This is a genomic window from Streptomyces pactum (genome assembly GCF_002005225.1).
Lineage (GTDB): Bacteria > Actinomycetota > Actinomycetes > Streptomycetales > Streptomycetaceae > Streptomyces > Streptomyces pactum_A.
Genome location: NZ_CP019724.1, coordinates 6,734,532 through 6,752,631 on the forward strand (window position 1 = coordinate 6,734,532; position 18,100 = coordinate 6,752,631).

An 18,100-nucleotide genomic window follows, 5' to 3' on the forward strand; every position below is an offset into this window, starting at 1 on the left:
AACCGTGTCCCGCACCGCCCTGCGTATCTGCCCCCTGTGCGAGGCCACCTGCGGCCTGGCCCTCACCATCGACGGCACCGCGGTCACCGCCGCCCGCGGCGACCGCGACGACGTCTTCAGCCGCGGCTTCATCTGCCCCAAGGGCGCCTCCTTCGGCGCCGTCGACTCCGACCCCGACCGGCTGCGCACGCCCTTGGTGCGCAGGGACGGCGAGCTGCGCGAGGCCACCTGGGAAGAGGCGTTCGACGCGGTCGCCGCCGGCGTCCGGCCCGTCGTCGAGCGGTACGGCCCGCACTCCGTCGGCGTCGTCCTCGGCAACCCCAACGTGCACACCGTGGCCGGCGCGCTCTACCCGAACGTCCTGCTCGGCGCCCTCGGCACCCGCAGCCTCTTCACCGCGTCGACGGTCGACCAGATGCCCAAGCACGTCTCCAGCGGGCTGCTCTTCGGCGACGCGAACGCCATCCCGGTGCCCGACCTCGACCGCACCGACCACCTGCTCCTCATCGGCGCCAACCCGCTGGAGTCCAACGGGAGTCTGTGCACCGCGCCCGACTTCCCCGGCCGCCTCAAGGCGCTCAAGGCCCGCGGCGGCACCCTCACCGTCATCGACCCGCGCCGCACCCGCACCGCGAAGCTCGCCGACCGGCACGTGGCGATCCGCCCCGGCACCGACGCCCTGCTCCTCGCCGCGATGGCCCACGTACTGTTCGAAGAGGACCTGGTGGACCTCGGCGCACTGGCCCCGCACGTCGAGGGCGCCGAGGAACTCGCCGACGCGGTGCGGGACTTCACGCCGGAGTCCGTCGCCGCCGCCTGTGACGTGGACGCGGGGGTGACGCGCGCCCTCGCCCGGGAACTCGCCGGGGCCCCCACCGCCGCCGTCTACGGCCGCATCGGCAGTTGCACCGTCCCGCACGGCACGCTCGCGAGCTGGCTCGTGGACGTCCTCAACATCCTCACCGGCAACCTCGACCGGCCCGGCGGTGCCCTCTTCCCGCAGGCGGCCACCGACAGGACGCCCCGCCCCGCCGGACCCGGCCACGGCTTCGCGCTCGGCCGCTGGCGCTCCCGGGTCGGCGGACACCCCGAGGCCAAGGGGGAGCTGCCCCTGTCCGCCCTCGCCGAGGAGATCGACACGCCCACCGGCGCCGAGGCGGGCGAGCCGGTGCGCGCGCTGATCACCGTCGCCGCCAACCCCGTCCTGTCCGCACCCGACGGCGACCGGCTCGACAAGGCGCTGGACTCGCTCGACTTCATGGTGAGCGTCGACCCCTACCTGAACGAGACCTCGCGCCACGCCCACGTCGTCCTGCCGCCGCCCCCGCCGGCCCAGAGCCCGCACCACGACTTCGCCTTCAACACCCTCGCCGTACGCAACCAGGTCCGCTACACCCGCCCGGCCGTCCCGCTGGAGCCCGGCCGCATGGCCGAGACCGAGATCCTGGCCCGGCTGACCCTGGCCGCCACCGGCATGCACGGCGCCGACCCGGCCGCCGTCGACGCCATGGTGATCGAGCAGACCCTCGGCAAGGCGGTCCGGGACCCGCACTCCCCCGTGCACGGACGCGACCCCGGGGAACTGACCGCGCAGCTCACCGGCGAGAACGGCCCCGAGCGGCGGCTCGACCTGATGCTGCGCCTCGGCCCCTACGGCGACGGCTTCGGCACACGGCCCGACGGGCTGACCCTCCAGCGGCTGCTCGCCCACCCGCACGGCATCGACCTCGGCCCGCTGCGCCCGCGCCTGCCGCAGCCGCTGAAGACCCGCAGCGGCAGGGTGGAGCTGCTGCCGGGGCCGATCGCCGACGACCTGCCGCGCCTTCGGCAGGCCCTGGCCGAGCGCCCCGACGGGCTCGTCCTCGTCGGCCGCCGCCACCTGCGCTCCAACAACAGTTGGATGCACAACGTCCCGGCCCTCACCGGCGGCTCCAACCGCTGCACCCTGCACCTCCACCCCGAAGACGCCGAACGGCTCGGCGTGCGCGGCGGGGAGCCCGTGCGGGTCAAGGGCGCCGGGGGAGAGGTGACCGCTCCCGCCGAGGTCACCGACACCGTCCGGCCGGGCGTGGTCAGCCTCCCGCACGGCTGGGGCCACGACCGTCCCGGCACCCGCCTGACCCACGCCGCCACCGAGCCCGGCGTCAACGTCAACCAGCTCCTCGACGGCAGCATGCTCGACCCGCTCTCGGGCAACGCGGTCCTCAACGGCGTACCCGTCGAGCTCACGCCGGTGGGCGGCCGCTGACCCGACGCTGACCGGCGCAAAGCTGTGACCTGGAGTTTTGCGCTTATTGCTCGCATGTCAACGTCTTGTTAACGCTGCTTCGCGGCACCTAACGTCGCTCGCACCGCCTGCCCCGGTGGGATGTTCAAGGGCGAACGTTAGGTACTCACTCATGCTGACCATCCTCGGCTTCGCCATGATCGCGACCTTCCTGGTCCTGATCATGATGAAGAAGATGTCGCCGATCGCGGCGCTCGTGCTGATTCCCGCGCTGTTCTGCGTGTTCGTCGGCAAGGGCGCCGAGCTCGGCGACTACGTCATCGACGGCGTGTCCAGCCTCGCCCCCACCGCGGCGATGCTCATGTTCGCGATCGTCTACTTCGGGGTGATGATCGACGTCGGGCTCTTCGACCCGATCGTCCGGGCCATCCTGAGGTTCTGCAAGGCCGACCCGATGCGGATCGTCGTCGGCACGGCCCTGCTGGCCGCGATCGTCTCGCTGGACGGCGACGGCTCCACCACCTTCATGATCACGGTCTCGGCGATGTACCCGCTGTACAAGCGCCTGAAGATGAGCCTGGTCGTGATGACCGGCGTCGCCGCGATGGCCAACGGTGTCATGAACACCCTGCCCTGGGGCGGCCCCACCGCCCGCGCCGCCACCGCGCTGAAGGTCGACGCCACCGACATCTTCGTCCCGATGATCCCGGCCCTGGCCGTCGGTCTGGTCGCGGTCATCGTCCTGTCCTACGTGCTCGGGCTGCGTGAGCGCCGGCGGGTGGGCACGCTGACGCTGGACGAGGCACTGGTGCGGGAGCCGGAGAGCGAGACGGTGCTGGTCGGCGCGGGTGCGGGTGCGGGTGCGGGTGCCGGTGCGGGCTCGGGTGCCGGTGCCGGTGCCGGTGCGGGTACGGGTTCCGGTTCCGGTTCCGGGAAGGCCTCCGCGGATGCCGGTGGGGCCGGGGACGCCGCCGCCGAGGACGACGAGTCCGACGACGACTTCAAGGGCCTCGACCCGAACCGGCCCACCCTGCGCCCCAAGCTGTACTGGTTCAACGCGCTGCTCACGGTCGTGCTGCTCACCGCCATGATCATGGAGCTGCTGCCGATCCCGGTGCTCTTCCTGCTCGGCGCCGCGCTCGCGCTCACCGTCAACTTCCCTCACATCCCCGACCAGAAGGCCCGCATCGCGGCCCACGCCGACAACGTCCTCAACGTCTCCGGCATGGTCTTCGCCGCCGCCGTCTTCACCGGCGTCCTCACCGGCACCGGCATGGTCGACCACATGGCCAACTGGCTCGTGGACACCATCCCCGACGGCATGGGCCCGCAGATGGGTCTCGTCACCGGCCTGCTCAGCCTGCCGCTGACCTACTTCATGTCGAACGACGGCTTCTACTTCGGCGTCCTGCCGGTGCTCGCCGAGGCCGGTCAGGCGCACGGCGTGTCGACGCTGGAGATCGCCCGCGCCTCGATCGTCGGCCAGCCGCTGCACATGTCCAGCCCGCTCGTCCCGGCCGTCTACGTCCTGGTCGGCATGGCCAAGGTCGAGTTCGGCGACCACACGCGGTTCGTGGTGAAGTGGGCCGTCCTGACGAGCCTGGTGATCCTCGCGGCGGGCATCCTGTTCGGCATCATCTGATCATCGGACCGGCATCCTGGGGACTCGCTCGGGGAGCCGCCCAGGACCAGGCCGGCAGGGAAGGAAACGATCATGGCGCCCGGTGGGAACCGCGGCTGGCTGCTCCGCCTCGTCATCGCCTTCGGCTTCGCGCAGGGGGCGGTGTCCATGGCGCGGCCCGCCGTCTCCTACCGGGCCCTCGCGCTCGGCGCCGACGAACGGGCGGTCGGCGTCATCGCCGGCGTGTACGCGCTGCTGCCGCTGTTCGCCGCCGTCCCGCTCGGCCGCCGCACCGATCACGGCCGCTGCGCGCCGCTGCTGCCCGTCGGCGTGGTCCTCATCGCCGGCGGCTGCGCACTGAGCGGCATCGCGGGCTCCCTGTGGGCTATGGCCCTGTGGAGCGGCGTCATGGGCCTGGGGCACCTCTGTTTCGTCATCGGCGCCCAGTCGCTGGTCGCCCGCCAGTCCGCGCCGCACGAACAGGACCGCAACTTCGGCCACTTCACCATCGGCGCCTCGCTCGGCCAGCTCGTCGGGCCGATCGCGGCGGGCGGGCTGATCGGCGGCCACGACATGGCCGGCAGCAGCGCCCTGGCCCTGGTGGTGGCGGGCGCGGGCGCGGCGGTCGCGTTCACGTCGCTGTGGCGCATAGAGCACCCGACGGCCGCCAAGTCCCGCGGGGAACCGGGGGCCCGGGTCCCCGTGGGGAGCATCCTGCGCGCCCGGGGCGTGCCCGCGGGCATCCTGATCAGCCTGTCCGTCCTGTCCGCCACCGACATCCTCACCGCCTACCTGCCGGTGGTCGGCGAGCACCGGGGCATCTCCCCGGCCGTGATCGGCGTACTGCTCAGCCTGCGGGCCGCCGCCACGATCGCCTGCCGCCTGGTACTGACGCCCCTGCTGCGGCTGCTGGGCCGCACCGCGCTGCTCACGGTCACCTGTCTGCTGGCCGCCCTGCTGTGTGCCGGCGTGGCGCTGCCGGTGCCGGTGTGGGGGCTCGCGCTGATGCTGGTCGTCCTCGGCTTCTGCCTCGGCGTCGGCCAGCCGCTGTCCATGACGACCGTCGTCCAGGCGGCCCCCGACGGGGCGCGCTCCACCGCCCTGGCCCTGCGCCTGACGGGCAACCGCCTCGGCCAGGTCGCCGCACCCGCCGCGGCGGGCCTGATCGCCGGCGTCGCGGGCGTGGCCGCGCCGTTCGTGATGCTCGGCGCCCTGCTGCTGCTGTCCTCGGGCATCGCCCTGCGCGCCCCGTCCACCGGACCGGCCGGTGGCGGACCGCGCACCGAGGACGGGCCCCGGGCCACCCGCCGCCGGTCTCCGCGCCGTACGGCACGCTAGGATCTTGCGCCGATTCCCGTCGTTCCGCCCGGAGGGTGGGCCCGCGGCGGTGAAGGGGTGCCGCGCGCGTACTCGGTTCGCGCGGGTGGAAAGCGTGCGACCCCAAGGCGTCGGCGCGCCCTGGCCCCCGTCGGTGCGCCCCGCACCCCGTCGGCGCGCCTGCGTGTCGGCGTGCCCTGGACCCCGTCGCCGCGCCTTCGACGGGGTGCCGCTCGAACGAGGCCGAGGGCGGGCGAGGAGCCGCGTACCGCCGGAGCGGCCTCGGGCCCGCCCGGTGGACCGGGTCGCCGGGACCGGCGGCGCCCCGTTCGGATCCGGTCCCTGAAACGTCCTCTCCCGAGCCTGAATCCGACCGTCCGCTTTCTCACCAGATGGACGGTGGCACCGAGATATGGTCCAGCGTCTTCCCCCGGCCGCGCACATTCCGTTAACTTCCGTGACTCACACGCCCCGTACGACCCGCACGAGGGCGTCCGACCGCGGAGCACCAGCGCTCAGTGAGCCCACGGGGGCACCTCCCATGACACGCGCCATCTCCCTGCACGACGTGAGCAAGACCTACGCTCGAGGCGTCCGCGTGGTGGACCGGCTTTCGCTGGACATCGCGCCCGGCGAGTTCCTCGTCCTGCTCGGTCCCTCCGGCTGCGGCAAGTCCACCGTGCTGCGCATGATCGCCGGCCTGGAGGAGATCACCGACGGGCGGCTGCTGCTGGACGGCGCGTACGCCAACGACCTGCTTCCCGCCGAGCGGAGCATGGCGATGGTCTTCCAGAACTTCGCCCTGTACCCGAACATGACGACCCGCGGGAACATCGGCTTCCCGCTGCGCGTCGAGGCCCCGCAGACCGACCCCGGCCCGCGCGTGGACGCCACCGCCCGCATGCTGGGCATCGAGGACCTCCTCGACCGGTTCCCCGCCCAGCTCTCCGGCGGCGAACGCCAGCGCGTGGCCATGGGCCGGGCCATCGCCCGCCATCCCAGCGCCTTCCTCATGGACGAGCCGCTGTCCAACCTCGACGCCAAGCTCCGCAACCATCTGCGTGCCGAGATCACCAGACTGACCAGGGAACTGGGCGTCACCACGATCTACGTCACCCACGACCAGTCCGAGGCCATGTCCCTCGGCGACCGCGTCGCCGTCCTGCGCGGCGGCGTGCTCCAGCAGGTGGACAGCCCGCGCGCCGTGTACGCCCTGCCGCGCAACGTCTTCGTCGCCGCCTTCATCGGCACCCCCCGCATCAACCTCCTGCGCGGCCTGGTCCGCGCGCCGCTCGACGGCGCGATGACCATCAGCCTGGGCAAGCAGTTCCTGCGCCTGCCCGAACCACTCTCCCTGGACCACCAGTTGCTCCGCGTCCAGCAGGGCCGCGAGGTCATCGTCGGCCTGCGCTCGGAGGCCGTCCGGATCGCGAAGCCCGCCTCCGCCCGCCCCGGCGAGGTGCTGCTCACCGGCCTGGTGGAGCACGTCGAGTTCCAGGGACACGAGGTCCTCGTCCACTTCAACACCGGTTCCCGGCCGGCCGTCGTACCGGACCTGGAGGCTCCGCGCCCCGCCACCCGCCCGGCCCGGCGCCGCCGCCGCGACGGCACGGTCCTGGACCGGCTGCGGGAACGGGCGGGTGCCCTGCGCGCCGGACCGGTGGTGGTCATGGACGAGGAGGAGGGCGACGCACCCGCGGTCACCGCCCCCGACGGCCGCCTCCCCGGTGACCTGATCGTCCGGACCACCCCCGACATCGACCTGCGCCACGGCATGCAGGTCCCCCTCCTCGTCGACCTGGCCCACCTGTTCGTCTTCGACCAGCACGGCGACCGGATCTGCCCCGCCCCGGCCCGACTGCCGGACCTGGAGGAGTGATCCCGCCGGAACCGGAACCGCCGGGAGGGTGAGCCGCGCCACCATGGTGGCCGCCTCTGGTGCCGTAAAACTATCGGCGCTAGTTTGGGGCACGGACGACGAGGCCCGCCCGGAAGGAACGCGATGAAGGCACACGACGGCATGTACATCGACGGAGCCTGGCGGCCCGCCGACGGCCGGGACACGATCGAGGTCGTCAACCCGGCCGACGAGCAGGTGATCGGCAAGGTGCCCGCGGGCACCGCCCTGGACGTCGACACCGCCGTACGGGCCGCCCGCGCCGCCCTGCCGGGCTGGGCCGCCACCCCGCCCGCCGAGCGGGCCGCGCGCCTGGCCGCCCTGCGGGACGTACTGGTGGCCCGCAAGGACGAGATCGCCGAGACGGTCACCGCCGAGCTGGGCTCGCCGCTGAAGTTCTCGCAGGCCGTGCACGCCGCCGCCCCGATCGCGGTCGCGGGCTCCTACGCCGAGCTGGCGGCGACGTACGCCTTCGAGGAGAGGATCGGCAACTCCGTCGTCCACCACGAGCCGATCGGTGTGGTCGGCGCCATCACGCCCTGGAACTACCCCCTCCACCAGATCGTCGCCAAGGCCGCCCCGGCGCTCGCGGCCGGCTGCACGATCGTGCTGAAGCCCGCCGAGGACACCCCGCTCACCGCCCAGCTCTTCGCGGAGGCGGTGCACGAGGCCGGTGTCCCGGCGGGCGTCTGCAACCTGGTCACCGGCCTCGGCCCGGTCGCCGGCCAGGCCCTCGCCGAGCACCCCGGCGTCGACCTGGTCTCCTTCACCGGCTCCACGGCCGTGGGCCGGCGGATCGGCGCGACGGCGGGCGCCGCCGTCAAGAACGTCGCCCTCGAACTCGGCGGCAAGTCCGCCAACGTGATCCTCCCGAGCGCCGACCTGGCCAAGGCGGTCAACGTCGGCGTCGCCAACGTCATGTCCAACTCCGGTCAGACGTGCAGCGCCTGGACCCGCATGCTGGTCCACCGCGACCAGTACGACCAGGCCGTGGAGCTGGCCGCCGAGGCCGCCGCCAAGTACGGCGACCGGATCGGCCCGGTCGTCAACGCCAAGCAGCAGGAACGCGTGCGCGGGTACATCGAGAAGGGCGTCGCCGAGGGCGCGCGCCTCGTCGCGGGCGGTCCCGAAGCCCCGCGCGAGAAGGGCTGGTTCGTCAGCCCGACGGTCTTCGCCGACGTGCGCGAGGAGATGACCATCGCCCAGGAGGAGATCTTCGGGCCGGTCCTGTCCGTCCTCCGGTACGAGGACGAGGAGGACGCCCTGCGGATCGCCAACGGCACCGTCTACGGACTCGCCGGCGCCGTCTGGGCCGGGGACGAGGCGGAGGCCGCGGCCTTCGCCCGCCGCATGGACACCGGACAGGTCGACATCAACGGCGGCCGGTTCAACCCGCTGGCGCCCTTCGGCGGCTACAAGCAGTCCGGCGTGGGCCGCGAACTGGGCCCGCACGGCCTGACCGAGTACCTCCAGACCAAGTCCCTCCAGTTCTGAGCCAGGGAGCAGTCCACGTCATGGCCGTCCGTACCGCTGTCCGTGCCGCCGTCGTACCCGCCGTAGGCGCCCCGCTGGAGGTCACCGGCATCGAGCTGCCCGAGCCCGGCCCGGGGCGGATCCGGGTGCGGCTCGCCGCCGCCGGGGTCTGCCACTCCGACCTGTCCCTGTCCAACGGCACCATGCGCGTGCCGCTGCCCGCCGTCCTCGGTCACGAGGGCGCCGGCACGGTCCTCGCCGTCGGTGAGGACGTCACCCACGTCGCGCCCGGCGACGACGTGGTCCTCAACTGGGCCCCGTCCTGCGGCGCCTGCCACGCCTGTTCCCTCGGCGAGGTCTGGCTCTGCGCCAACGCCCTGGCCGGCGCCGCGAACACGCACGCCCGCCGCGCCGACGACGGCACCGACCTGCACCCCGGCCTGAACGTCGCGGCGTTCGCCGAGGAGACCGTGGTGGACGCCGCGTGCGTGCTGCCCTGCCCCGACGGCATCCCGCTGACCGACGCCGCCCTGCTGGGCTGCGCCGTCCTCACCGGCTACGGCGCCGTCCACCACTCGGCGCGGGTCCGCGAGGGCGAGACGGTCGCGGTGTTCGGCGTCGGGGGAGTGGGCCTCGCCACCCTCCAGGCGGCCCGGATCGCGGGCGCGTCGAAGATCGTCGCGGTCGACGTGTCACCCGAGAAGGAGGAGCTGGCCCGCGCCGCCGGCGCCACCGACTACCTGATCGCCTCCGACACCACCGCCCGGGAGATCCGCGCCCGCACCGGCAAGCAGGGCGTCGACGTCGCCGTCGAGTGCGTCGGCCGCGCGGCCACCATCCGCACCGCCTGGGAGTCCACCCGGCGCGGCGGACGCACCACGGTCGTCGGCATCGGCGGCAAGGACCAGCAGGTCACCTTCAACGCCCTGGAGATCTTCCACTGGGGCCGCACCCTCTCCGGCTGCGTCTACGGCAACGCCGACCCGGCCCGGGACCTGCCGGTGCTGGCCGAACACGTCCGCGCCGGACGCCTGGACCTCGGCGCCCTGGTGACGGAGCGCATCGCCCTCGACGGCATCCCGGCGGCCTTCGAGAACATGCTCGCGGGCAAGGGCGGGAGGGCCCTGGTGGTGTTCTAGCCGCCCGCGAGGAAGCGCGCGGGGTGCGACGGGCACGGGGCGCCGGGGCCACCCCGGCGCCCGCGTGCCCGCATGTCGTCGTGCCCGCATGTCGTCGTGCCCGTGTGTCGTCGTGCCCGTGTGTCGTCGTGCCCGTGTGTCGTCGTGCCCGTGTGTCGTCGTGCCCGTGTGTCGTCGTGCCCGTGTGTCGTCGTGCCCGCGTGTCGTCGTGCCCGCGTGTCGCCGTGTCGTCGTGCCCATGTGTCGTCGTGCGGTTGCGCCGCCCCTCAGGCCGCCCCCTCGTACCGCCGCGATCGCCGTTCGATAAACATCCCGCACGACCGTTGACCACATACCGTCCGGTCAGTACGTTCCCGGGAACGTCCCCCACACGTCCCCCACGTCCCCCCGCACCCCGGAGCGTGCACGTATGGACACCACCCCCTCCGCTCAATCCCTCCCCACCACCGCCCCGGCCGTCCCCAACCGCCGTCGCGTCGCCACCGCCGCCGCCCTCGCCTCGGCCGTCGAGTGGTACGACTACTTCGTCTTCGGCATCGCCGCCGCCCTCGTCCTCGGCGACCTGTACTTCCCGGCCGGCAGCCCCACCGCCGGGGTCCTGGCCGCCTTCGCCACGTTCGCCGTGGGCTTCCTCGCCCGCCCGATCGGCGGCGTCGTCGCCGGCCAGCTCGGCGACAAGAAGGGCCGCAAGCCGATGCTGGTCCTCGCGCTCACCCTGATGGGCGTGGCCACCACGGGCATCGGCCTGCTGCCCACGTACGAGGCGATCGGCGTCGCCGCGCCGATCCTGCTCGTCCTGCTGCGCATCGTCCAGGGCGTCGCCGTCGGCGCCCAGTGGGGCGGCGCGATGCTGCTGGCCACCGAGTACGCCCCCGAGGGCAAGCGCGGCATCTACGGCAGCGTCGTCCAGCTCGGTGTCCCCATCGGCGTGGTCACCGCCAACACCGTCTTCCTGCTGGCCGGAGCGTTCACCTCCGAGTCGGCCTTCGAGGCCTGGGGCTGGCGGGTGCCGTTCGTGGTGGGCCTGCTCGTCCTCGGACTCGCCTGGTACATCCACACCCGCGTCGAGGAGACCCCCGAGTTCCGGGCGGCGGAGCGGGCGCTGGCCGAGCGGGAGCAGAGCGAGCAGTCCTCACCGCTGCGCACGATCATGCGCGATCACCTCGGCACCGTGCTGCTCGCCGGCGGCTCCTTCGCCGTGAACACCGCGACGTTCTACATCCTCATCACCGGCGTCCTCGACTACACCACCCGCGAACTGGACATGGAGCACGGCGCGGTGCTCGCCGTCTCGCTCTGCGTCAGCCTCACCCAGCTCGTGCTGATCCCGGCCGCCGCCGCGCTGTCCGACAAGTTCGGCCGCATCCGCGTCTACACCGTCGGCGCGGTCGGCATCGCCGTGTGGGCCGTGCCGCTGTTCCTGCTCATCGACACCGGCTCACTGCTGTGGCTGGCGGTCGCCACCTTCGTCGCCGGTTGCTTCCTCAGCATCATGTACGGCCCCCAGGCCGCGCTGTTCGCCGAGCTGTTCACGCCGGAGATGCGCTACACCGGCGCGTCGCTCGGCTACCAGATCGCGGCCGTGGGCGGGGGCGGGCTGGCGCCCTTCGTCATGGTGCTGCTCCTGGAGGCGACGGGCACCTCGATGGCCGTCTCCGGCTACATCATCGCCCTCTCGGTGATCGCCCTGGCGTCCATCAAGGTGCTGGCCGACCGGGCGCGTTCACGCTGACCGCGAGCTGCTCCCGGGCCGCGGCTCCACCACCTCACCGGGGGTCGCGGCCCCCGCCCGCCTCCGGGACCGGGACACCGCCACGCCCGCCAGGCACAGCGCGCCGCCCGCCAGGGTGAGCAGACCCGGCACCTCGCCCAGCGCCAGCCACGACATCAGGACGACGAGCGCGGGCACGGCGTACGTGGTCGCGCCCATGCGGCCCGCGGTCGTCCGGGCCAGGGCGTACGCCCACGTCGTGAACGCCAGCGCGGTCGGGAACACGCCCAGGTAGACCATGTTGAGCGTCGCGGAAACGGGAGCGTCGGCCGCCTCGTGCGCCAACTGCCCCGCGAACGGCAGGCAGAGCACCGCCCCGACCAGGCACCCGAACGTCGTCACCTGGAGCGCGCTCGCGTGCCCCAGCGCGGGCTTCTGCGCGACCACCCCGCCCGCGTACGCCACGGCGGCCAGCAGGCACAGCACCACCCCGAACAGCGAGGAACCGTCCTCGCCGGACATCGACAGGCCCACGGTCACCGCGCCGGCGAACGACACGGCCATCCCCGCCACCAGCCGCGGCGGCAGCGCGTCCCCGAGCAGGCGGGCGCCGAGCAGTGCGATGAGGATCGGCCCGACGTTCACCACGAGGGCGGCCGTACCGGCGTCCACCTGCTGCTCGCCCCAGTTCAGGACGACCATGTAGAAGCCGAACCAGAGCAGCCCCGATATCGCGATCCCCCGCCAGGCGGGCCGCGGCGGCAGTCCCTCCCGGCGCAGCAGACAGATCGCGCCGAGCGTCAGCGCGCCCGCCAGCAGCCGTCCGAGCGCCAGCGCGCCCGGCGAGTACGCCTCTCCCGCACTGCGGATGGAGACGAAGGCGGAGGCCCACAGGACGACGGTGACCGTGGCGGCACCTGCCGCGAGCAGTTCCGGACGACGGAGGCGGACGGGACGGGCGGTGCTCATCATGCTCCAGAGGCTAGGGAGTGGGGAATGCTCGCGCCGGCGGATTCCGGACCGGGAACGGGTGCTCAGCGCAGGCCCGCGGGGTCGATACCCAGCAGTTCGGACAGCGCGTCCTCGCCCGACGGCGTCACCTTCACCGCCCGCTCGGACCCGATGCGTACGCACCAGCCCGTGTCCAGGGCGTGCCGGCACAGGGCAGCGCCCGCGACGCCCGCGAGATGCGGACGGCGCTCGGTCCAGTCGAGGCAGGCCCGGGCCAGCGGCCGGCGGCCGGTGGGCACGAGAGGGATGCCGGCGGCCTCGAACCAGCCGAGCCCCGCGTCCGTGAGCGCGAAGCCGGTGTCCTGGCGCAGCAGTCCGCGCCCGGTCAGCGCGTCGGTGACCGTGATGCCGAGCCGTCCGGCGAGGTGGTCGTAGCAGGTGCGGCCCCGGGCCATCGCCGACCCGGCGCTCGACGCCCGCAGCGTGCGCGGACGCCGTGCCGCCGCCTCCGGGGCGACCTGCGCGGCCAGGTCCTCCACGAGCTGTGCGACCCGCTCGTCGGCCAGCCGTACGTACCGGTGCCGCCCCTGCCGCTCCTCGGCGAGCAGCCCGCCCGCGACGAGCTTGCCCAGGTGCTCGCTCAGCGTGGAGGCGGCGACTCCCGCGTGCCGGGCCAGCTCACCGGCGGTCCACGCCCGCCCGTCGAGCAGCGCCAGGAGGCAGGCGGCCCTGGTCTCGTCGGCGATCAGCCCGGCCAGCCGCGCGAGCCCGGGCGCCTCGGCGTCCTTGTCGGTCATGGGTCCCAGGATGCGACACGCACGGTTCGGCGGGTGCCGAAGTGTGCTCAGGCGCCCCGCGTCACCTGCGCGTACTGTTGTGCCAGCCCGTCCAGCAGCGCCGTCAGGCCGGTCTCGAAGGCCCGCTCGTCGACCTTCTCCTGCTGCTCGGCCAGCAGGTGGGCCTGCTGGAGGTGCGGGTAGTCGGCGGGGTCGTAGGCGCCGGCGTCGTCCACGAAACCCCCGGCGAAGGAACCGAGCGCGGAGCCCATGATGAAGTACCGCATCAGCGCGCCGATGGACGTGGCCTGGGCCGGCGGCCAGCCCGCCGCGACCATCGCGCCGTAGACGGCGTCCGCGAGGTGCAGCGCGGCCGGGCGGCGGCCGGGGCCGTGAGCCAGTACCGGGACGATGTTGGGGTGGTCGCGCAGCGCCGTCCGGTAGGAGACGGCCCAGTCGTGCAGCGCGGTCCGCCACTCCCGGCCGTCCTCGAACATCGACAGGTCGACCTGCGCGCTCACCGAGTCGGCGACCGCTTCCAGGATCTCGTCCTTGGTGCGGAAGTGGTTGTAGAGCGAGGGCCCGCTGACTCCCAGCTCCGCGGCGAGCCGGCGCGTGGAGACGGCCGCGAGGCCCTCCGCGTCCACCAGTGCGCGGGCCGTCTCGACGATCCGGTCGGTGCTGAGCAGGGGCTTGCGCGGTCGGGCCATGGCGCACATAGTAGGGCTGCGGCCGTAAACTAGCAGTGCTAATTTAAAGGTCCGGCTTTCGAGGACCGGCTTTCGAGGACCGGCTTTCGAGGTCAGGCCTCCGGGGTCCGGCTTTCCACGTGTGTTCTTCAAGTCCGTCTTCTGTGGGGTGACTCGGCATGAACCTGGAGCTCAGCGAGGAGCAGAGCGCCGTACGGCAGCTCGCGCGGGACTTCGTGGAGCGTGAGATCGTCCCGCACGTCGTCGCCTGGGACCGCGCCGAGGAGGTGGACCGGTCGATCGTGAAGAAGCTCGGCGAGGTCGGCTTCCTCGGGCTCACCGTCGACGAGGAGTACGGCGGCTGTGGCGGCGACCACCTCGCGTACTGCCTGGTGACGGAGGAACTGGGCCGTGGCGACAGCTCCGTGCGCGGCATCGTGTCCGTCTCCCTCGGCCTGGTCGCCAAGACCATCGCCGCCTGGGGCGACGAGGAGCAGAAGCGCCGCTGGCTGCCGGGCCTCACCTCCGGCGAGTACGTCGGCTGCTTCGGCCTCACCGAGCCCGGCACCGGGTCGGACGCCGGGAACCTCTCCACCCGCGCGGTCCGCGACGGCGACGAGTACGTCGTCAACGGCACCAAGATGTTCATCACCAACGGCACCTGGGCCGACGTCGTGCTCCTCTTCGCCCGGTCCACGGACGCCCCCGGCCACAAGGGCGTGTCCGCCTTCCTCGTGCCCACCGACACTCCCGGGCTGACCCGCCGCACCATCCACGGCAAGCTCGGGCTGCGCGGCCAGGCCACCGCAGAGCTGGTACTGGAGGACGTCCGCGTCCCCGCCTCCGCGATGCTGGCCCCCGAGGGCAAGGGCTTCTCGGTCGCCATGTCGGCCCTGGCCAAGGGGCGGATGTCGGTCGCGGCCGGCTGCGTCGGCATAGCCCAGGCCGCGCTGGACGCGGCCGTGCGGTACGCGGGTGAGCGGGAGCAGTTCGGCAGGACCATCGCCCACCACCAGCTCGTGCAGGAGCTGATCAGCGACATCGCCCTCGACGTGGACGCGGCCCGGCTGCTGACCTGGCGGGTCGCCGACCTGATCGACCGCGGGCGGCCCTTCACCGTCGAGTCCTCCAAGGCCAAGCTGTTCGCCTCGGAGGCCGCCGTCCGCGCCGCCAACAACGCCCTCCAGGTCTTCGGCGGCTACGGCTACATCGACGAGTACCCGGCCGGCAAGCTGCTGCGCGACGCCCGGGTGATGACCCTCTACGAGGGCACCAGCCAGATCCAGAAACTGGTCATCGGGCGGGCGCTGACCGGGGTTTCGGCCTTCTGAACGCCGGAACTGAGTACCCGGACTGAGTACCGCGGCGGATGTGGTCCCGGCCACATCCGCCGACCCTTGTCCCCATGAGTGACACACCGGTCAAGCAGCAGAGCACGGCGGCCTTCTACGGGCAGGCCGTGGCCTCGTTCGCGGTGGCGATGATCGCCACCGCCGTCGGCATCTACAACCTCCAGGCCGACGCCTGGGTGCGTGCCTTCCTCGCCGTCGCCGTCCTGTACCTCGTCACCTCGGCCTTCACGCTGGCCAAGATCATCCGGGACCGTCAGGAGGCCGGGCAGATCGTCAGCCGCGTCGACCAGGCCAGACTGGAGAAGCTCCTCGCCGAGCACGACCCCTTCGAGAAGCTCGGGTGACGCGTCCGCCCGGCGGTTGCCCTAAGCGACCGCTCAGGTTCGGCGGTATGGTGGTGCTCCTGTCACCGAGAGGGGCGAACAAGCGATGAGTACGGCGGCCGAGACGACGGGCGGCGACATCGAGCCGTGGGAAGAGGTCACCCCGGACGCGGCCCGGCGGCTCCTGGTCGCCGCGGTGGAGGCCTTCGCCGAGCGCGGGTACCACGCGACCACGACCCGCGACATCGCCGGGCGGGCCGGCATGAGCCCGGCCGCGCTCTACATCCACTACAAGACCAAGGAAGAGCTGCTCCACCGCATCAGCCGGATCGGCCACGACCGGGCGGTCGCCATCCTGCGCGGCGCGGCCCAGGGCGAGGGCGGCGCCGCCGAGCGGCTCGCGGACGCCGTGGGCTCCTTCGTGCGCTGGCACGCCGGGCGGCGCACGACCGCGCGGGTGGTGCAGTACGAGCTGGACGCGCTCGGCCCCGAGGCCCGTGACGAGATCCTCACGCTGCGCCGGCAGTGCGATGCCGCGGTGCGCGGCATCATCGAGGACGGCGTGGCGACAGGCGAGTTCGACGTACCGGACGTCAAGGGCACGACCCTGGCCGTGCTGTCGCTCTGCATCGACGTGGCCCGCTGGTTCAACGTGAACGGCCCCCGCACCCCCGACGAGGTCGGCGCGCTCTACGCCGACCTCGTGCTGCGGATGGTGGGAGCCGAACCGTCCGGCTCGGCTCAGAAGTAGTAGCGCGAGACCGACTCGGCGACGCAGACCGGCTTGTCGCCGCCCTCGCGCTCCACGGTGAAGGCGACGGACACCTGGATCCCTCCCTCGACGTCCTCCACGCCGGTGATCGTCGCCGTGGCGCGCAGTCGCGAGCCCACCGGGACGGGGGAGGGGAAACGGACCTTGTTGGTGCCGTAGTTGACACCCATCCGCACGCCCTCGACCTTGATGAGCTGGGGCCCGAAGAGCGGGAGCAGCGACAGGGTCAGATAGCCGTGCGCGATGGTGGTGCCGAAGGGGCCGGCGGCCGCCTTCTGGGGGTCCACGTGGATCCACTGGTGGTCGCCGGTCGCCTCCGCGAACAGGTCGATCCGCTTCTGGTCCACCTCCAGCCAGTCGGTGTAACCAAGCTGCTCGCCCACCGCCGCCTTCACGTCGTCGGCGGATGTGAAGATCCTCGGCTCTGCCATGTCCCGGCCTCTCTGCTCGCTCGACTGTCCGCTCGGCTGTTCACACGAATCTAAGCGACTGCTTAGCATGGTCGCCCGCGCGGCCCGTGTCAACGGACCGGGGGCGTCCGCGCGGGTGACGGGGTCGGTAGGGTTCGAGGAGTGCCTCAGATCCCCGAGAAGATTCACGAGCTCACGGTCGGCCAGCTCGCCGCGCGCAGCGGCGCCGCCGTATCCGCCCTGCACTTCTACGAGTCCAAGGGCCTGATCAGCAGTCGCCGCACCTCGGGCAACCAGCGCCGCTTCAGCCGCGACGCGCTGCGCCGGGTCGCCTTCGTGCGCGCGGCGCAGCGTGTCGGCATCCCGCTCGCCACGATCCGCGAGGCGCTCGCCGAGCTGCCGGAGGGGCGCACGCCCACCGAGGGCGACTGGGCCCGGCTCTCCGAGTCCTGGCGCTCCGAACTGGACGAGCGCATCAACCAGCTCAACCGGCTGCGCGACCACCTCACCGGCTGCATCGGCTGCGGCTGCCTGTCCCTGGACACCTGTGTCCTGTCCAACCCCGACGACGTCTTCGGCGAACGCCTCACCGGTTCCCGGCTGCTGGTGGGACGCACCGACTCCGCCAACCGTCGCGGCCCCGCGAGCCGCGGCCGCGGACCGGAGGCGGAGTGCCGCGACTGACGGGCGGACGACCCGGCCCGCCGTCACACACCGCCGCGCCGCGCCGGGGCCCACTGGGCCAGCCCCGCGGTGATCAGCTCGGCGTTGGACGCGGCCCGGTGGCCGTCCGGGAGGAACAGGGTGTCCTCCAGGCCGATGCGGGTCGCCAGACCGAGCCGGCCGGCCAGGCGCAGGACCGGCCAGGCGCCGGCGTCCTCGCCGTGCAGCAGGACGGGGCGGCCGTGGGCCGTGCCCAGGTCGGCCAGCAGGGCGTGCGCGGAGTCCGCCGCGGTCGCCGGGTCGGTGTCCGTGACCTCCGCCAGCACGCGCAGCACCTTCGGCCCGAGCGGTGAGCGCAGGAAGAGGGCGGGCCCGTCCGTGCCGGACCAGAGGCCGGCCTCGACACCCACGCCTCGCTCGACCAGCGCGGCGGCGACCTCCTCGGCGCCCGGCTCGTGCCAGTTGACCGAGGCGTGGTCGGGCAGGACCGTCCAGCTCCGTACCCGGGCCACCCGGGCGGCCGGACCGGGCTCGGCCCAGGCTCCCGTCGTCACACCGACCGGTACCGGCACTCGTGCGCGCACCGCCTCCAGCGTGGCCGCGAGGACGCGGGGCGACAACGTGTCCTGTCCGCACGGCGTCTTGGGATGGACATGGACGTCCGTGGCCCCGGCGGCCACCGCCGCGGCCGCGGACTCGGCGATCGCCTCCGGCGACAGCGGCACCACCGCGCCGTCCCGGCTCCCGCGGGTCCCGTTCACACACACCTGCACCATTCC

The 18,100-nt window shown here is 73.1% G+C and carries 16 protein-coding genes; 11 read left to right on the top strand and 5 right to left on the bottom strand.

Annotated elements, in window-relative coordinates; translation table 11 throughout:
- Window positions 1-4 precede the first annotated feature (4 nt).
- The 7 genes from B1H29_RS28950 (at window position 5) to B1H29_RS28980 (ending at window position 11,406) form a co-directional block, all read left to right on the top strand.
- On the top strand, window positions 5-2,248 hold the full coding sequence (locus B1H29_RS28950) for a molybdopterin oxidoreductase family protein (protein WP_055416130.1): 2,244 nt from the start codon (window positions 5-7) through the stop codon (window positions 2,246-2,248).
- 151 nt (window positions 2,249-2,399) lie between these two features.
- Window positions 2,400-3,869 (top strand): CitMHS family transporter, encoded by a 1,470-nt coding sequence (locus tag B1H29_RS28955; protein ID WP_055416129.1) that lies wholly within the window; start codon window positions 2,400-2,402, stop codon window positions 3,867-3,869.
- A 72-nt stretch (window positions 3,870-3,941) separates the two neighbouring features.
- On the top strand, window positions 3,942-5,186 hold the full coding sequence (locus B1H29_RS28960; RefSeq protein ID WP_055416128.1) for an MFS transporter: 1,245 nt from the start codon (window positions 3,942-3,944) through the stop codon (window positions 5,184-5,186).
- A gap of 520 nt (window positions 5,187-5,706) precedes the next feature.
- Window positions 5,707-7,044, top strand: a complete 1,338-nt coding sequence (locus B1H29_RS28965; protein WP_055416127.1) for an ABC transporter ATP-binding protein — start codon at window positions 5,707-5,709, stop codon at window positions 7,042-7,044.
- Window positions 7,045-7,167: 123 nt separating this feature from the next.
- Complete coding sequence (locus tag B1H29_RS28970) at window positions 7,168-8,556, top strand: aldehyde dehydrogenase family protein (protein ID WP_055416126.1); 1,389 nt, start codon at window positions 7,168-7,170, stop codon at window positions 8,554-8,556.
- A gap of 20 nt (window positions 8,557-8,576) precedes the next feature.
- Window positions 8,577-9,674 carry a zinc-binding dehydrogenase gene (locus tag B1H29_RS28975; protein WP_055416125.1) on the top strand — a complete coding sequence of 366 codons (1,098 nt, stop codon included), beginning with the start codon at window positions 8,577-8,579 and terminating at the stop codon, window positions 9,672-9,674.
- A gap of 409 nt (window positions 9,675-10,083) precedes the next feature.
- A complete protein-coding gene (locus B1H29_RS28980) occupies window positions 10,084-11,406 on the top strand; it encodes an MFS transporter (RefSeq protein WP_055416124.1) in 1,323 nt (440 codons plus the stop codon).
- Here the strand turns inward: B1H29_RS28980 and B1H29_RS28985 are convergent.
- The 3 genes from B1H29_RS28985 to B1H29_RS28995 all read right to left on the bottom strand — a co-directional run bounded on the left by B1H29_RS28985 (window position 11,398) and on the right by B1H29_RS28995 (window position 13,822).
- On the bottom strand, window positions 11,398-12,357 hold the full coding sequence (locus B1H29_RS28985) for a DMT family transporter (RefSeq protein WP_055416123.1): 960 nt from the start codon (window positions 12,355-12,357) through the stop codon (window positions 11,398-11,400). The genes B1H29_RS28980 and B1H29_RS28985 overlap by 9 nt on opposite strands.
- A gap of 62 nt (window positions 12,358-12,419) precedes the next feature.
- Window positions 12,420-13,133, bottom strand: a complete 714-nt coding sequence (locus tag B1H29_RS28990) for an ArsR/SmtB family transcription factor (RefSeq protein ID WP_055416122.1) — start codon at window positions 13,131-13,133, stop codon at window positions 12,420-12,422.
- 47 nt (window positions 13,134-13,180) lie between these two features.
- A complete protein-coding gene (locus B1H29_RS28995) occupies window positions 13,181-13,822 on the bottom strand; it encodes a TetR/AcrR family transcriptional regulator (RefSeq protein WP_055416121.1) in 642 nt (213 codons plus the stop codon).
- Window positions 13,823-13,980: 158 nt separating this feature from the next.
- Here B1H29_RS28995 and B1H29_RS29000 point away from each other — a divergent pair, with 158 nt between their 5' ends.
- The 3 genes from B1H29_RS29000 (at window position 13,981) to B1H29_RS29010 (ending at window position 16,227) form a co-directional block, all read left to right on the top strand.
- On the top strand, window positions 13,981-15,132 hold the full coding sequence (locus B1H29_RS29000) for an acyl-CoA dehydrogenase family protein (RefSeq protein ID WP_055416120.1): 1,152 nt from the start codon (window positions 13,981-13,983) through the stop codon (window positions 15,130-15,132).
- Window positions 15,133-15,206: 74 nt separating this feature from the next.
- Entirely contained in the window at window positions 15,207-15,497 is a 291-nt protein-coding gene (locus tag B1H29_RS29005) for a YiaA/YiaB family inner membrane protein (RefSeq protein WP_019325286.1), read from the top strand.
- 85 nt (window positions 15,498-15,582) lie between these two features.
- Window positions 15,583-16,227, top strand: coding sequence for a TetR/AcrR family transcriptional regulator (locus tag B1H29_RS29010; protein WP_055416119.1), 645 nt, complete (start codon window positions 15,583-15,585; stop codon window positions 16,225-16,227).
- On the opposite strand, the gene B1H29_RS29015 is transcribed toward B1H29_RS29010, so the two are convergent.
- Window positions 16,218-16,679, bottom strand: a complete 462-nt coding sequence (locus B1H29_RS29015) for a MaoC family dehydratase (RefSeq protein ID WP_055416118.1) — start codon at window positions 16,677-16,679, stop codon at window positions 16,218-16,220. The genes B1H29_RS29010 and B1H29_RS29015 overlap by 10 nt on opposite strands.
- A gap of 141 nt (window positions 16,680-16,820) precedes the next feature.
- Here B1H29_RS29015 and soxR point away from each other — a divergent pair, with 141 nt between their 5' ends.
- Complete coding sequence (gene soxR, locus B1H29_RS29020; RefSeq protein WP_055416117.1) at window positions 16,821-17,342, top strand: redox-sensitive transcriptional activator SoxR; 522 nt, start codon at window positions 16,821-16,823, stop codon at window positions 17,340-17,342.
- A 23-nt stretch (window positions 17,343-17,365) separates the two neighbouring features.
- On the opposite strand, the gene B1H29_RS29025 is transcribed toward soxR, so the two are convergent.
- Complete coding sequence (locus B1H29_RS29025) at window positions 17,366-18,097, bottom strand: 3-keto-5-aminohexanoate cleavage protein (protein WP_055416116.1); 732 nt, start codon at window positions 18,095-18,097, stop codon at window positions 17,366-17,368.
- Window positions 18,098-18,100: the final 3 nt, after the last annotated feature.